Origin of the sequence: Mesorhizobium sp. BR1-1-15 (assembly GCF_020165475.1) — a bacterium.
Lineage (GTDB): Bacteria > Pseudomonadota > Alphaproteobacteria > Rhizobiales > Rhizobiaceae > Mesorhizobium.
On record NZ_JAIUIF010000020.1, the window covers coordinates 71,872 to 86,754 of the forward strand.

17 protein-coding genes and 3 tRNA genes are annotated in these 14,883 nt (G+C 62.2%); 4 read left to right on the top strand and 16 right to left on the bottom strand.

What is annotated here, in order from left to right; translation table 11 throughout:
* Positions 1 to 296: 296 nt before the first annotated feature.
* The 7 genes from rplA to tuf all read right to left on the bottom strand — a co-directional run bounded on the left by rplA (position 297) and on the right by tuf (position 4,912).
* The gene (gene rplA, locus LB541_RS25610; protein WP_140501624.1) at positions 297 to 995 is read right to left on the bottom strand and encodes a 50S ribosomal protein L1; all 699 of its coding nucleotides are present in this window, start codon (positions 993 to 995) and stop codon (positions 297 to 299) included.
* Positions 996 to 999: 4 nt separating this feature from the next.
* Positions 1,000 to 1,428 (bottom strand): 50S ribosomal protein L11, encoded by a 429-nt coding sequence (rplK, locus tag LB541_RS25615; protein ID WP_140501622.1) that lies wholly within the window; start codon positions 1,426 to 1,428, stop codon positions 1,000 to 1,002.
* A 176-nt stretch (positions 1,429 to 1,604) separates the two neighbouring features.
* Positions 1,605 to 2,132 carry a transcription termination/antitermination protein NusG gene (nusG, locus tag LB541_RS25620; RefSeq protein WP_140501620.1) on the bottom strand — a complete coding sequence of 176 codons (528 nt, stop codon included), beginning with the start codon at positions 2,130 to 2,132 and terminating at the stop codon, positions 1,605 to 1,607.
* A 27-nt stretch (positions 2,133 to 2,159) separates the two neighbouring features.
* The gene (gene secE, locus LB541_RS25625; protein WP_140501618.1) at positions 2,160 to 2,363 is read right to left on the bottom strand and encodes a preprotein translocase subunit SecE; all 204 of its coding nucleotides are present in this window, start codon (positions 2,361 to 2,363) and stop codon (positions 2,160 to 2,162) included.
* A 398-nt stretch (positions 2,364 to 2,761) separates the two neighbouring features.
* A tRNA-Trp gene (locus LB541_RS25630) sits at positions 2,762 to 2,837 on the bottom strand.
* 211 nt (positions 2,838 to 3,048) lie between these two features.
* A complete protein-coding gene (locus LB541_RS25635) occupies positions 3,049 to 3,531 on the bottom strand; it encodes a group II truncated hemoglobin (protein WP_140501616.1) in 483 nt (160 codons plus the stop codon).
* A 205-nt stretch (positions 3,532 to 3,736) separates the two neighbouring features.
* Positions 3,737 to 4,912 carry an elongation factor Tu gene (gene tuf, locus LB541_RS25640; RefSeq protein ID WP_140515452.1) on the bottom strand — a complete coding sequence of 392 codons (1,176 nt, stop codon included), beginning with the start codon at positions 4,910 to 4,912 and terminating at the stop codon, positions 3,737 to 3,739.
* 293 nt (positions 4,913 to 5,205) lie between these two features.
* Between tuf and LB541_RS25645 the strand changes: the two genes are divergently transcribed.
* A complete protein-coding gene (locus tag LB541_RS25645; protein WP_140517617.1) occupies positions 5,206 to 6,093 on the top strand; it encodes a DMT family transporter in 888 nt (295 codons plus the stop codon).
* Between the two features lie 239 nt (positions 6,094 to 6,332).
* Here the strand turns inward: LB541_RS25645 and LB541_RS25650 are convergent, their stop codons facing one another.
* The gene (locus LB541_RS25650; protein ID WP_140493554.1) at positions 6,333 to 6,590 is read right to left on the bottom strand and encodes a GlsB/YeaQ/YmgE family stress response membrane protein; all 258 of its coding nucleotides are present in this window, start codon (positions 6,588 to 6,590) and stop codon (positions 6,333 to 6,335) included.
* A 129-nt stretch (positions 6,591 to 6,719) separates the two neighbouring features.
* Here LB541_RS25650 and LB541_RS25655 point away from each other — a divergent pair, with 129 nt between their 5' ends.
* Positions 6,720 to 7,178, top strand: a complete 459-nt coding sequence (locus LB541_RS25655) for a YidB family protein (protein ID WP_140517618.1) — start codon at positions 6,720 to 6,722, stop codon at positions 7,176 to 7,178.
* 83 nt (positions 7,179 to 7,261) lie between these two features.
* Here LB541_RS25655 and LB541_RS25660 read toward each other — a convergent pair.
* Together LB541_RS25660 and LB541_RS25665 are read right to left on the bottom strand one after the other, a co-directional pair.
* Positions 7,262 to 7,335: transfer RNA gene (locus LB541_RS25660), tRNA-Gly, on the bottom strand.
* A 90-nt stretch (positions 7,336 to 7,425) separates the two neighbouring features.
* Positions 7,426 to 7,510, bottom strand: a tRNA-Tyr gene (locus LB541_RS25665).
* Positions 7,511 to 7,707: 197 nt separating this feature from the next.
* On the opposite strand from LB541_RS25665, the gene LB541_RS25670 reads away from it, so the two are divergent.
* Entirely contained in the window at positions 7,708 to 8,553 is an 846-nt protein-coding gene (locus tag LB541_RS25670; protein ID WP_140564605.1) for a TrmH family RNA methyltransferase, read from the top strand.
* Positions 8,554 to 8,607: 54 nt separating this feature from the next.
* Here the strand turns inward: LB541_RS25670 and LB541_RS25675 are convergent, their stop codons facing one another.
* The 3 genes from LB541_RS25675 to gcl form a co-directional block, all read right to left on the bottom strand.
* Entirely contained in the window at positions 8,608 to 9,495 is an 888-nt protein-coding gene (locus LB541_RS25675; RefSeq protein ID WP_224619866.1) for a 2-hydroxy-3-oxopropionate reductase, read from the bottom strand.
* 223 nt (positions 9,496 to 9,718) lie between these two features.
* Entirely contained in the window at positions 9,719 to 10,516 is a 798-nt protein-coding gene (hyi, locus tag LB541_RS25680; protein ID WP_224619867.1) for a hydroxypyruvate isomerase, read from the bottom strand.
* Positions 10,517 to 10,537: 21 nt separating this feature from the next.
* On the bottom strand, positions 10,538 to 12,319 hold the full coding sequence (gcl, locus tag LB541_RS25685; RefSeq protein WP_224619868.1) for a glyoxylate carboligase: 1,782 nt from the start codon (positions 12,317 to 12,319) through the stop codon (positions 10,538 to 10,540).
* Positions 12,320 to 12,533: 214 nt separating this feature from the next.
* Between gcl and bhcR the strand changes: the two genes are divergently transcribed.
* Complete coding sequence (bhcR, locus tag LB541_RS25690) at positions 12,534 to 13,355, top strand: HTH-type transcriptional regulator BhcR (protein ID WP_140517623.1); 822 nt, start codon at positions 12,534 to 12,536, stop codon at positions 13,353 to 13,355.
* On the opposite strand, the gene LB541_RS25695 is transcribed toward bhcR, so the two are convergent.
* The 3 genes from LB541_RS25695 to LB541_RS25705 form a co-directional block, all read right to left on the bottom strand.
* Positions 13,356 to 13,715, bottom strand: coding sequence for a hypothetical protein (locus tag LB541_RS25695; RefSeq protein ID WP_140493579.1), 360 nt, complete (start codon positions 13,713 to 13,715; stop codon positions 13,356 to 13,358). It abuts the gene before it with no gap.
* A gap of 215 nt (positions 13,716 to 13,930) precedes the next feature.
* On the bottom strand, positions 13,931 to 14,236 hold the full coding sequence (locus LB541_RS25700; RefSeq protein ID WP_140525532.1) for a BA14K family protein: 306 nt from the start codon (positions 14,234 to 14,236) through the stop codon (positions 13,931 to 13,933).
* A gap of 218 nt (positions 14,237 to 14,454) precedes the next feature.
* Positions 14,455 to 14,661, bottom strand: coding sequence for a hypothetical protein (locus LB541_RS25705; protein ID WP_140564611.1), 207 nt, complete (start codon positions 14,659 to 14,661; stop codon positions 14,455 to 14,457).
* Positions 14,662 to 14,883: the final 222 nt, after the last annotated feature.

A 14,883-nucleotide genomic window follows, 5' to 3' on the forward strand; every position in this document is an offset into this window, starting at 1 on the left:
AGCGCTCGAGGATCCTGCCCCCTTTCGCCACATCGCCGGCAAGCCGGACGATGCGCAGACAAAAGGCAAACACGGTTCGAACCTTTCATTGGAGCGCTTGCTCCGTTGTCAGGTCTTCACCCGTCTCATGCAGGCCCACATGAATTAAGGCCGCCCTTTTCAATCAAGGCCGGGCCGCCTGCAATCTCGGACAGGATGTCCGGAAACCTTTCGGCTCCCGGTACCGGGCCCAGAACGATCCAGGCCCGGAATTCACTTACGGATCGGCCCGTTCAGCGGCCGATCCAAACGGTTAATCAGGACGCCGCGAGCGTCGAGACGTCGAGCTTGAGGCCCGGGCCCATCGTCGAGGTGACGGACACCTTCTTGACGTAGTTGCCCTTGGCGCCAGCCGGCTTTGCCTTGGTCACCGCATCGGCGAAGGCGCGGACGTTTTCTTCCAGCGCCTTGACGTCGAACGAGACCTTGCCGACGCCGGCGTGAACGATGCCGGCCTTCTCGACGCGGAACTCCACAGCGCCGCCCTTCGATGCCTTGACGGCGGCCGCGACGTCGGTGGTGACGGTACCGACCTTCGGGTTCGGCATCATGCCGCGCGGGCCGAGCACTTTGCCCAGACGGCCGACGAGCGGCATCATGTCCGGCGTGGCGATGCAGCGATCGAAATCGATCGTGCCCTTCTGGACGATGTCGACCAGGTCCTCCGCGCCGACGATGTCGGCGCCGGCGGCCTTGGCTTCCTCGGCCTTGTCGCCACGGGCGAACACGGCGACGCGGACCGAGCGGCCGGTGCCGTTCGGCAGGTTGACCACGCCGCGGACCATCTGGTCGGCATGGCGAGGATCAACGCCGAGATTCATCGCGACTTCGATCGTCTCGTCAAACTTAACCGTCGAGCGATCCTTGAGCAGCTTCAGCGCGTCACCCAAGGTATAAGCCTTGTTGGGATCGATGCCTTCGCGGGTCTTCGATACACGCTTTGCAATCTTTGCCATGATCTCAGCCCACCACTTCCAGACCCATCGAGCGGGCGGAGCCCTCGACCATGCGCATGGCCGCCTCGACGTCGTTTGCGTTCAGATCCTTCATCTTCTGCTCGGCGATGGCGCGGACCTTGTCGCGGCCGATCGTGCCGGCCTTGACCTTGCCCGGCTCCTTGGAGCCCGACTTCAGGTTAGCGGCCTTCTTCAGGAAGTAGCTCACCGGCGGCGTCTTCATGACGAAGGTGAACGACTTGTCCTGATAGTAGGTGATGACGACCGGAATCGGCGATCCCTTTTCCATTTCCTGGGTCTGCGCGTTGAACGCCTTGCAGAACTCCATGATGTTGATGCCGCGCTGACCAAGCGCCGGGCCGATCGGGGGCGACGGCGTAGCCGAGCCCGCGGCAACCTGGAGCTTGAGCTGGCCTGCAATTTTCTTAGCCATCTCTATTCCTGCCTTTGTCTATGCCGGCCCCTCGATCTGGGAAAACACCGGCTGTTGCAGTCTGGTGGTGCGGTTCCTGCGGCCGGCTAAAGCCGCATTCGCCTCCCACCGTTCTCAGGCCCGCGCGTTGCCGCGCCGCCTCCCCTGACCACCGGAACGGCGCCAGGGATTTCGGATCAGCCTTTTTCGACTTGTCCGAATTCCAGATCGACAGGCACGGCGCGCCCGAAGATCGAAACTTCCACCTTGAGCCGCGCCCGCTCCTCGTCCACTTCCTGGACGAAGCCGTTGAAGGACGCGAAGGGGCCATCCGAGACGCGGATCGCCTCGCCGATCTCGAAAGTAACCGAGGGCTTCGGCCGCTCGACGCCTTCCTGCACCTGGTTCAGGATGCGCTGCGCCTCGGCCTCGGTGATCGGCACCGGCTTGGAGTCGCCCAAAAACCCGGTGACCTTCGGCGTGTTCTTGACCAGCGAGAACACGGCGTCGGTCAAGTTGGCCTTCAGGAGCACATAGCCCGGAAAGAACTTGCGCTCGGCGTCGACCTTGCGGCCGCGACGAACCTCGACGACCTTCTCGGTCGGCACGACGATCTGCTCGATATCGGCGGACAGGCCCTTCTGCTTGGCCTTGTTCTCGATGTCCTCGGCGACCTTCTTCTCAAAGTTCGAATAGGCGTGGACGATGTACCAGCGCGTAGTCATTTCACGACTTCTCCGTAATCGCCGGACTTAGCGTCCAATGCCCAGAATCTGTTCGACCGCGAGGCCCATGAGCTGATCGGCGGTGAAGAAAAAGACCATCGCGATCACAGCGAAAGCCAGAACCATCACTGTCGAGATCATCGTTTCGCGTCGCGACGGCCAAGTCACCTTGGCGGTCTCCGCGCGAACCTGCTGGAGAAAGACGAAAGGATTTGTGGTTTTCGAAGCCATATGCCGCTCTGTCTTCAAGACCCGTTGGCCGGGTCTCCTGGATGATCCCGCTGGCCGGGACGTGCCGCCTGGGTCCATTTTCGCGCCGAATCAGCGCAATCATTTCGCCCATGCAAATCAGACGCGTAAAGCCGGCTTCCCAGCTCCACGCGTCGCGTGTCTGTTTCGTCTACATAAAACCGATTCTTGATCCACGCAAGTGGCAAGTGTCCGCTTTATGACCAAACGCCGCCTCGGAACCATCCAGTCGTTCCGTCCCGGCTATGGCGCCCTTATGCCTCAATCAGCCTAATATGGCAAGCCGGTCGCCGATTTTCAAAGGGCAGCCTGCAAAAGATCGTTTCGATGGCCATTTTGGAAATGGCTGTGTTTTTGTTTTGACGTGCCATTTCTTGAAATGGCACGGGCAGCAGGGCTCGAACCTACGACCTGCGGTTTTGGAGACCGCCGCTCTACCAACTGAGCTATGCCCGTACACGTGCGCCTCGGCGCAGCACGGGCTTCCTAAAAGCTTCCGCGCGCTCTGTAAAGAGCGGTTTGCAAGCAAACGCGCCTTCATCCCCTTTCCCGGAAATCGGGATGGTCGACGACCAGCCCGCCGCCATCGATCTCCGGTTTCATGCTCAAGTGCGCCGGCATGCTGTTCGCGGAGATCTTGCCTGCCGGCCCGTGTATCCGTTGGACGCTATTTGGTGTCCGGGACCCGGTAAGGCCCGCCGGGCACGCCCCAGCCCCAGGCCGGCATCGGCTCGGTCTCCGGGTCGCACGTTTCGCCGAGATTGGAATTCATCCTGGCGAGCCGCGATCCCCACTCGATATAGCCCATGAAGGCGGAACGGAACTCCGGATCGTCAGGCAGCCCGACGGCATCCGCGGCATCGGCCAGCAGGTTGATCCAGCGGCGGCGCTGCTCCTCCGTCAAATGCTTGCCGAGATGATGCATCACCATCTCGCGGTGGCCGCCGAATTTTTCGCTGTAGGTTTTCGGCCCGCCGAAAACCTCGCCGATAAAGGCCGCGACATGGGCGGGATGGTCGGGCGACATATGCTTGAACACCGGCCCGACGACCGGATCCCGCGCCACCTTGTCATAAAAGGTCTGCGTCAGCCGGTTGAGCGCTTCGCTGCCGCCGGCCCATTCGTACAGTGTCGGAACATCCTGGCTCATACTTGACCTCCGCCCAGCGCCGCCTGCAGCGACGATAGCGGAAAAATCGAGCAAGCCCCAACCTGGCTCGATGGCCAGTTCGATGACACGGCTACCGTTCGACCGCGTGTCGGCCCCGCCATGCCAGCGCTGATCTTCGGTCGCCGACAAAAAGGGCGGCCCGAGGACCGCCCTTCCTTCTCGATCCGGCTGATGCCGGTGTCGATTACTCTTTGATGGTGACGACGATGCCGGCACCGACGGTGCGGCCGCCTTCACGGATGGCGAAGCGCAGCTTCTCTTCCATGGCGATCGGCACGATCAGCTCGACGTCGACCGTGATGTTGTCGCCAGGCATCACCATCTCGGTGCCGGCCGGCAGCGACACGATGCCGGTCACGTCGGTGGTGCGGAAGTAGAACTGCGGACGGTAGTTGGTGAAGAACGGCGTGTGACGGCCACCCTCGTCCTTGGTCAGGATGTAGGCTTCGGCCACGAACTTCTTGTGCGGCTTCACCGAACCGGGCTTGGCCAGAACCTGGCCGCGCTCGACACCTTCACGGTCGACACCGCGCAGCAGCGCGCCGATGTTGTCGCCGGCCTGGCCCTGGTCGAGCAGCTTGCGGAACATCTCGACGCCCGTGCAGGTCGTCTTGGTGGTCGGACGGATGCCGATGATCTCCAGCTCCTCGCCGACCTTGACCACGCCGCGCTCGACGCGACCGGTCACGACCGTGCCGCGGCCCGAGATCGAGAACACGTCCTCGATCGGCATCAGGAACGGCTTGTCCAGCGGACGAACAGGCGTCGGGATGTAGGCGTCGACCTGAGCCATCAGCTCGCGGATCGCGTCCTCGCCGATCTTCTTGTCCGAATCTTCCAGCGCCGCCAGCGCCGAACCCTTGACGATCGGAATGTCGTCGCCGGGGAACTCGTTCTTGGTCAGCAATTCGCGAACCTCGAGCTCGACCAGCTCAAGCAGCTCGGCGTCGTCGACCTGGTCGACCTTGTTCAAGAACACCACGATCGACGGCACGCCGACCTGGCGGGCCAAAAGGATGTGCTCGCGGGTCTGCGGCATCGGGCCGTCGGCGGCCGACACAACCAGGATCGCGCCGTCCATCTGCGCCGCACCGGTGATCATGTTCTTCACATAGTCGGCGTGGCCGGGGCAGTCGACATGGGCGTAGTGGCGGTTCTCCGTCTCGTACTCGACGTGAGCCGTCGAAATCGTGATGCCGCGCGCCTTCTCTTCCGGCGCCGCGTCAATCTGGTCATAGCGCTTGTATTCGCCAAAATACTTGGTGATCGCTGCCGTCAAAGACGTCTTGCCATGATCAACGTGGCCAATCGTGCCGATGTTCACATGCGGCTTGGTGCGCTCGAATTTACCTTTTGCCATAGTCTCTTTCCTTGGACGGCCTGGACCTTCAGTTCAGTCGAATGCGGGGCGATTAGCGACAAAGGCCAAAAAACACAAGCGTCTTTTGCCCGGGCGCCTTCTCACTCGGCCCGAACCCGTGATCCGATTGCGGGGATATGGCGCTGATATAGGAACGTGTCGCGTGAAATGGAATGGCCTAAACCCCTGCGCAATCGCGCCGGCCTCCCGCGCCCCGCTCGTCGGTCGCTGTCGGATTTGTCGGCGCTTCATGGCCCATTGCGGCGGTGTTCCCGCTCTGATTTCCTGCACCGATGCATTTCATCCCGACAGCCGTTCGCGGCCCTCTGTTCATGATCGTCTCGACCGGGTCGTATCTCGTCAACGATACGATGATGAAGCTCGCTACGGCGGGCCTGCCGTCCTATGAAGTGCTGTTCCTGCGCGGCGCGGCGGCAGCGCTCTGGGGCTTTCCGCTGCTGTTTGCGCTTGGTTATGGCAAACAGATCCCGCTGATCTTCGACAAGCGCGTGCTGCACCGCAACCTGCTCGAACTGGCCGCCATCCTTTGTTACGTCGTGGCGCTCGCCAACATGCAGATTGCCGATTCCACCGCGCTCGGACAGGTCACGCCGCTGTTGATGCTGGTCGGCTCCTCTATCCTGTTCGGCGAGCGCATCGGCGGCCAGCGCATGGCGCTGATCGGCCTCGGCTTCATCGGCGCGCTGATGGTGGCGCAACCGACAATGCAGGGCATCTCGGTCTATGCCCTGCTGGCACTCGGCAACGCGGCATTGTCGGCCGCGCGCGATCTCACCGGCAGGCGGGTTCCGGCCGAGGTGCCGGGAATGATCGTGGCGATTTCCGCCGTCGTCGTGGTGCTGATCGGCGCCGGTGCGGCACACCTGGTTTCAGAGCGCTGGATCATGCCCGGAGCACATCATTTGCTGCTCATGGCCGGAGCCGGGTTCTTCCTGATCTTCGGCCATTTCTTCATCTTCATGGCCTATCGCGTCGGGCCGACCAGCGCAGTGGCGCCGTTCTACTACTGCTTCACCGTCTGGGCGATGATTTCGGGCCTGCTGGTGTTCGGACAATTCCCAAACGCGCTGGCGATTTGCGGCATCCTTCTGGTTGTCGGTAGCGGATTGGCCATCGTCTCGCTCGACCAGCGCAAGCGCCGGCTGACTGTCGTGGCCTAAGTCGGCTCCAGTTGCGGCCGATTATCGCCGGGGGTCTCGCCGCAAAGCTCAACACGCTGCCCGCGAGATCCTCAAGAGGGTCAGATAGGACGCGCCAGACGGCGCTCCGCGGTGGCAAACACCGCCGATGATGGACAGACGACGGCGCATGACCCGAAAGGCGGGATCCGGTTTCGGGAAAGGTCATGGACAAGCGAACGGATAAAATCCCATCCCGAACCTTCGGAATGGGACTGGTGCTAAATAGTCCGCTTGCCGGCGAACTGGTGGTAAGCCCACAACACGACCACGGCGCCCACCACCGCGACGATCAGGCTGTAGATGTTGAGACCGGTGACGCCCGACGCGCCGAAAGCGCTGAAGATCAGGCCGCCGACAATGGCGCCGACAATGCCGAGCACGATATCCATGATCATGCCCTGGCCGCTCTTGTTGACGATCTTGCTGCCAAGAAAGCCGGCGATGACTCCCAGAATAATCCAGCTGATGATTGACATTTTTCCTCTCCAATCCCCTGCCGCGTCCATCATTTTCATATGATTGTCAAAAGCTCAAGCCAGCTTGAAATTCCGCCCGATTGCGTCATTGTGACGATGGGACGGGCTTGGTTGACAAGGAGATCCACGATGGGACTGTTTGACAATGCCGTTCCGGGCGGCAACATCACCAAACCCCTGATGATCGCGCTCGGCGCGCTGCTGGTCGGAAAGATGCTCAGCGGCAGGAGTGCCGAACAGCCGGAGCAACCCCAAGCTCCCGTACCGGCCGAGCCCAGTGAAACCACTGCCGGCGATGGCGGCCTGCTTGGCGGACTGGGCGGCCTGCTCGACAAATTGAAGAACTCCGGCCACGGCAACGTCGCCGATTCCTGGGTCGGCACCGGCCAGAACCAACCGATCAACGCCAACGACCTGGGCAACGCGATCGGACCGCAGGTCATCCACGAGATCGCGCAACGGACGGGACTCGACGAGCAGGAACTGCTCAAGCAATTGTCCGCAGCCTTGCCTGGCATCGTCGACAAGCTGACGCCGAACGGCCAGGTGCCGCAGCAACACCAGGTCGCGTCGGCCTTCAACAGCTGAAGCCAGTGGACAGCCATCCTCTGGAGCGCTGCGCGACTTGGCCGCGCAGCGTTTCAGCTTGCCGATGGCATGGGTTGGAAATCTGGAGCGGGTAGCGGGAATCGAACCCGCATATTCAGCTTGGAAGGCTGCTGCTCTACCACTGAGCTATACCCGCGCCGTGCACTGAAGTACCGGATTCCGCGGAAAAGCGCCATGCGCTTTTCGCCTCCGATGCTTTCACGTTTCAGGGCTTCCGGGCCGGCAGTGGTGGAGAGGGTTGGATTCGAACCAACGTAGGCTAAGCCAACGGATTTACAGTCCGTCCCCTTTAACCACTCGGGCACCTCTCCAGTCTGCCGCCGGAGCCATGCAACGAGGCATTCTTGCCGATCCGGACCCGAGTATCACTTCTCCGAAATCAGCGAAGCGCCTTATGGCGGCAAGGTCAGTGGGTGTCAACCGCGTGGGAAGGGTTTTTCGATGTTGTTCGCCGGCTGCGGCGACGGGCCATATCCCTGGCCGCCGGAGACCGCTATAGAAGCCGGCCATGAGCAACAAGACCGGCACCCCGAAAGACACCCACTACGCCAAGCTGCGTCGTGCACACCGCGACGAAAAGAGCGGCGGCGCGCCGGCGTTCCGGCCGCGCCAGCCCATGCCGCCGGGCGAGAACGCAGCCCACGGGCTGGTGCGGCTCTATGGCCTGCATACGGTGCGCGCGGCACTCGACAATCCGCGCCGCAAGATCCGGAAAATGCTGGTGACGCGCAATGCCGCCGAGCGGCTGGGACTGGCCGACCTCGCGGCTCTGCCCTTCAAGGCGGAACTGGTCGAACCCAGGGACATCGACAAGATCACGGGTTCGGATGCCGTGCACCAAGGCGCGTTGATCGAGGCCGAGCCGCTGAAGCCCAAGCGACTCGACGCTCTCGGCGATACAAAGCTGGTGCTGGTGCTCGACCAGATCACCGATCCGCACAATGTCGGCGCCATCCTACGCTCGGCGGTCGCCTTCGATGCCGGCGCGCTGATCACCACGGCGCGCCACAGCCCGCAGGAATCGGGCGTGCTGGCGAAATCAGCCTCGGGCGCGCTCGAACATATCGACCAGATCGAGGTCAAGAACCTGGCCGACGCGCTCGCGCAACTGCACGAGGCCGGCTTCCAGACAATCGGTCTCGATTCGGACGGCCCGGCCGAACTCGAAACGAGCTTTGCCGGCGACAAGCTTGCCCTGGTGCTGGGCGCGGAAGGCAAGGGCTTGCGCCAGAAGACGCGCGAGACGGTGACGACACTGGCTCGCCTCGACATGCCCGGCGCGATCCGCTCGCTCAACGTGTCGAACGCGGCGGCGGTAAGCCTTTATGCGGCACGGAAATTCTTGAGGCAGTAGGGCAGTACGGCAGTAGGGTTTCCAAATCGGCCGGAACGGGCGGCTCCTACTGCCCTACTGCCCTACCTCATGCCCGGCCATCCGCTCCAGCGCCCTGACCAGGGCCGAGTGATCCTCCCTGGCGCCGCCATTGGCGGTGCAGGAATTGAACAGTTGCTGGGTGGTCGACGTGTTGGGCAGGGAGACGCCGAGCGCCCTTGCGCCTTCCAGGGCGAGGTTGAGATCCTTCTGGTGCAGTTCGATGCGGAAACCCGGCGCGAAGGTGCGCCTGACCATGCGTTCGCCATGCACTTCGAGGATGCGCGAGGCGGCCAACCCGCCCATCAGCGCCTGCCTGACCTTGGCGGGGTCGGCGCCGGCTTTTGAAGCAAAAACAAGCGCTTCGGCGACGGCTTCAATGGTCAGCGCGACGACGATCTGGTTGGCGACCTTGGTGGTCTGGCCGACGCCGTTCGGTCCGACCAGGGTGATGTTCTTGCCCATCTTCTCGAAAACGGGCCTGGCGCGCTCGAACGCCCTCTCCTCGCCGCCGACCATGATGGTGAGCGATGCGGCCTTGGCTCCCACCTCGCCGCCCGAGACCGGCGCATCGAGATAGTCGCAGCCCAGTTCGTTGATTTTTTTGGCGAAGACCTTGGTCTCGATCGGTGAGATCGAGCTCATGTCGATGGCCAATTTGCCTTTGGAAAGACCTGATGCGACGCCGTTGTCGCCGAACAGCACCTCGGCCACGTGCGGTGTGTCGGGCACCATGGTGATGATGATATCGGCGGCCTTCGCCACGGCGGCATGGCCGGTGACAGTTTTCAGTCCCTTGGCCACCAGTTCGGCCTGTGGCTTGGAGCGGTGGTCGCTGGCGATCACCGTGTAGCCGGCGTCCAGCAAATGTCCCGCCATCGGCGCGCCCATGATGCCAAGGCCGATGAAGCCGATGGTTTCCATTGTGGTTCTCCGTCTTGTTGAGGTTGCGTTCCTTCACGCCCCCCTCTGGCCTGCCGGCCATCTCCCCCACAGGTGGGGAGATTGGCAGTTTCGGCGCTGGCCCCAACTTTCCCGGTTCAAAATTTAGCGAAGCCGCCGGTGACATCCAACCTCCGCCCTTGGTGGGGGAGATGGCCGACAGGCCAGAGGAGGGCGTGAAGGAACGCGAGTTCGATTTCGACAGCTAAGCCGCCGCGCTTCCCTGCCCGGCCAGTTCCCGGAACCACCCCAACCCTTGCTCAGTTCCGGCCTTCGGCTTGTATTCCGCGCCGACCCAGCCGGAATAACCAATGCGGTCGATATGCTCGTAGAGGAAGGGATAGTTGATCTCGCCCGTCCCCGGCTCGTGACGGCCGGGATTGTCCGCAAGCTGGATATGCGCGATGCGGCCGAGGTTTGCCTCGATGGTACGGGCGAGATCCCCCTCCATGATCTGCATGTGGTAGATGTCGTATTGCAGGAACAGGTTCTTCGAGCCGACGCGGTCGATCAGCGCCAGCGCCTGGTCGGAATAATTGAGGAAGAAGCCTGGAATGTCGCGCGTGTTGATCGGCTCGATCAGCAATTTGATACCGGCCTGCTCCAGTTTCTCCGCCGCGAAGGCGAGGTTCTCGGCAAAGACATCCTCGAGCACCTTGCGGTCGACACCGGCGGGCGCGATGCCGGCCAGGCAATTGATCTGTGAGCAGCCGAGCGCCTGCGCGTAGGTGATCGCCTTGGCGATGCCCTGGCGGAATTCCGGCACTCGGTCCGGCAGCACTGCGATACCGCGCTCGCCCTTGCCCCAGTCGCCGGCCGGCAGGTTGAACAGCACCTGCGTCAGACCGTTCTTCTTCAGCCGCGCGGCCACCACCTCGGGCGCATGGTCGTAGGGGCCTATATATTCAACGCCTTTGAAGCCCGCGCGGGCAGCTGCGTCAAAACGTTCGAGGAAGTCATGCTCGCCAAAGAGCATCGAAAGATTGGCTGAAAAACGCGGCATTCTTTTTGTCCTTCTTCCGTTCTAGTCGAGCATGACGATCGCTGTCGGGGCATCCTCTTGATGTTCGGCAAGGTCTTCGAATTCGGTGACCTTGTCGATCTCGGTGCCCATCGAGATGTTGGTGACGCGTTCGAGGATGAATTCGAGCACTACGGGAACCTGATGCTCCTTCATCAGCCGCTGCGCCTCCTTGAAGGCACCGGCGAATTCTTCCGGTTTGCGCACCCTGACCGCCTTGCAGCCCATCGCCTCGGCAACAGCGACGTGGTCGACGCCGTAGCCGGCCTCGGGATCGTCCGACCGGTTGATGTTCTCGAAAGCAAGGCTGACCTCGTAATCCATCGAGAAGCCGCGCTGCGCCTGGCGGATCAGGCCGAGATAGGCATTGTTCACGACGACGTGGATGTAGGGCAGTTTGTGCTGCGCGCCGACCGCCAGTTCCTCGATCATGAACTGGAAGTCATAGTCGCCCGACAGCGCCACGATGGTGCGGTCGGGATCGGCGGCGCGCACGCCAAGGGCTGCCGGCAGTGTCCAGCCGAGCGGGCCGGCCTGGCCGCAATTGATCCAGTTGCGGGGCTTGTAGACATGCAGGAACTGCGCGCCGGCGATCTGCGACAGGCCGATCGTGGTGACGTAGGTGACGTCGCGCCCGAACGCCTTGTTCATCTCCTCATAGACGCGCTGCGGCTTCAGCGGCACCTGGTCGAAATGCGTCTTGCGCTTCATGGTCTTCTTGCGGTCCTGGCATTCCTTCGCCCAGCCCGACCAGTCGCGCAGTATTCCGGCCGTTTTCCACTCGGTGGCGACGTCGAGCAGCATCTTCAGCGCAGCCCCCGCATCCGAGACGACGCCGAGATCCGGGGCGAACACACGGCCGATCTGCGTCGGCTCGATGTCGACATGGATGAACTTTTTTCCCTTGGTGTAGACATCGACCGAACCGGTGTGGCGGTTGGCCCAGCGGTTGCCGATGCCGAAGACGAAGTCGGCTTCCAGCATCGTCGCGTTGCCATAGCGGTGCGAGGTCTGCAGGCCGCACATGCCGGCCATCAGCCGATGGTCGTCGGGGATCGCGCCCCAGCCCATCAGCGTCGGGATGACGGGCACGCCGGTAATCTCGGCGAATTCTATCAGCAGGTCCGACGCATCGGCATTGATGATGCCGCCGCCGGCGACGATCAGCGGCTTTTCGGCGGCGTTGAGCATCGCCAGAGCCTTTTCGGCCTGGGCGCGCGTCATCGCCGGCTTGAACGGCGCCAGCGGCTCGTAGGCGTCGATGTCGAACTCGATCTCGGCCAATTGGACGTCGACCGGCAGGTCGATCAGCACCGGTCCCGGGCGCGAAGACCTCATCAGGTGGAATGCCTTCTGCAGCGCCATCGGCACGAGATAAGGCTCCATGACGGTGACCGCCCATTTGGCGACGGGCGACGCGATAGCGGCGATGTCGACGGCCTGGAAATCCTCCTTGTTCAGCCGCGCCCGCGGCGCCTGGCCGGTGATGCAGAGGATCGGGATGGAATCGGCTGCGGCCGAGTAGAGCCCGGTGATCATGTCGGTGCCGGCCGGGCCAGACGTGCCGATGCAGAGCCCGATATTGCCTGCCTTGGCCCTGGTGAAGCCTTCGGCCATGTGCGAGGCGCCCTCGACATGACGGGCCAGCACATGGCGGATCGTGCCCCTCGCCTTCAGGGCCGAGTAGAGCGGATTGATCGCCGCGCCCGGCACACCGAAGGCGCAGGCGATGCCTTCCTTTTCGAGAACGAGAACCGCAGCATCGACAGCGCGCATCCTGGCCATTGTTCCGACCCTCCACAGGGTTGTGATTGTTGGATGACCGAGAATGTCAGCAAGCCGGCTATTTTTCAATTTTTTCAGAATATTTTTTCATTTCTAGGAAGCTGCCGTTGCCAATTGATTTCCTTTCTCTTTTTGTTTTCCAAAAAGTGGCAATGCAGAACGCGTGAAAAACTTTTTCATTGTCCGTTCGGGAAAATCGTGCATGATGGCGTAAATGGAAACCGCTGAAAAACGCCAGCGCGGCCGGCCGCGCGCCTTCAACGGCCCCTCGGAAGCGGCTTCGGTGCAGTCGTTGGACCGGGCCTTGCGCATCCTGGCCATCGTTGCCGAAGGCAGCGGCCTATCGCTGAGCGAGATATCCGCGCAAAGCGGTCTGGCCGCCTCTACCGCCTACCGCATGCTGACGACGCTCGAAAACCACGGCATGGTCGAGTTCGACAGTTCGGACCAGCTTTGGTCGATCGGCGTCGAGACCTATCGGATGGGCGCGGCGTTCCTGCGCCGCCGCAAGCTGGTCGACCGCGCGCGCATCGTCATGCAGGAGCTGATGGAGAAAACCGGCGAGACCGCCAATCTCGGCGTCGCCGAGGACGATTGCGTGGTGTTCGTCAGCCAGGTCGAGACGCACCAGGCAATTCGCGCCTTCTTCCGACCGGGGACGCGCAGCCCTTTTCATGCCTCCGGCATCGGCAAGGCGGTGCTGGCCCATCTCGAGCCGGAGCGCGTCGGAGCCATCCTGCGCAAGGCCGGCCTGCAGCGCTTTACCGACAGGACGCTGTCCGACATCCCTGCCCTCGCGCATGATCTCGCGACGATCAAGCTGCGCGGCTGGTCGGTCGATGACGAGGAACGGCATCCAGGCATGCGCTGCGTGGCATCAGCCATCTTCAACGAATTCGGCGAGCCGATCGGCGGAGTCTCGGTGTCGGGCCCGACGGTTCGGGTGACGCCTGAACGGCTGGCCGAGATCGGCCCGCTGGTGCACAGCGCCGCGGCCGAGGTCACAAAGATGATCGGCGGCGTGCAAACCGGATGATCAACCTGCTCCGGGCAGCGCGCTTCTGCTCGCAAGATCGAAGAAATCGAGCAGGATCGCCATGCCGACACCGCAGGCGGTGAAGACGAGGCCGGTGATGAAGATGCGGTTGGCGCGTTCATAGGCGCTCAGCCGCAGGCACTTTGTGTCGAGCAGAAGCGACAATGCCCGCATCTGCAAGGCGATGCCGGCCAGGATCGGCAGCACGGCGACGAGATGATAGGTCTGCCACGGGATCGGATTGGCGGCCCAATGCGTGATGAAGCCCAGGGAAAACGCCAGCAGGATGCCAACGGCCGTGACCGTGCCGTTGCGGAAAATGATTTCGACCTGTTCCTCTTTCGGGTCCTGCTCGTCCAAGGATCACCCTCCCCCATATCGCCCGCAGATTATCGCCCAGCAGATTAGGCCTTCGGGAAATGCCTGTACATTGCCGATCGCATCGACAAAAGCCGATGACCGAGGGTTCAGGCGTCTCCGTGAAAGTCGGCTAATCCAACAGGTGTGCCGCCATCCAAGCGTAGAAAAGGGGCTCGCCTGAGCCCCTCTTCTGGTGCTGAACGGTGCTCCTCCTCTCAGAGACGGCAGTAATGGCGATAGCCGTCGTAACCGATGTAGGTGTCGGAGTCCGGATCGTAGCTCGAATAGCGATCGAAGCAGCGGCGGACGTGCCACGAGCCGCCGCCCTCGTCGACGTAGACGGTGCGGGGCTGGGCAAGCAGGCTGCCCAGGACAAAACCGCCGACGCCGGCGGCAATGCCGATGCCGATGCCATGGTGGTGGTGATGCGAATGAGCCGCCGAGGGCTGGACGGTGCCGACCAGTGCGGTGGCGGCGACAGCGGTGGCGATGAGGCCGGAAACGAGTGCGCGCTTGAACATGACGATCTCCTTGCTTCGTTTGGAGAGGCGACTCATCCGCCTCTTGATCATCTGTCGTTCGGCACAAGAAAAAGGTTCAAATCTTTTTTGAACGTGAACCAAGGAGGTCATGCTGACGGCGGCCTGCAAGGGCCTGGCTAGACATTGATGACCGTCCCATTTCGCCCAACGAAAAAGGGCGGCCGAAGCCGCCCTTTCGGGAGAATTGGGTCCCTCCATCAAAGAAAGATGATCACCTTGCCGTGCTTGTGGTGATGATGGTTGTGGTGCTTCCACCAAAACTTCTTGAAGTGCTTCTTGTGATGGTTGTGGTGATGATGGTGGCCGTGCATGCCGTGGGCCGACGACGTGCCGACGGTGCCGGCGAGCGCGCCGGTGGCGACGAAAATGGCAACGAGGCCTGAAACGAGAGTGCGCTGGAACATGATGATCTCCTGGATCTTTTGATCGAGGCGACCCATTCGCCTCTGACCATCAGTCGGCGCGGCGCGGGAAAAGGTTCGAAAGGTGGAGGAGATTTTTTTCGGCAAGGCCGGAGATGGGATGAATCGTGAGTAGTGAGTAGTGAGTACTACTGACTACTGACTACTGACTACTGACTACTGACTACTGACTACTGACTACTGACTACTGACTACTGACTACTG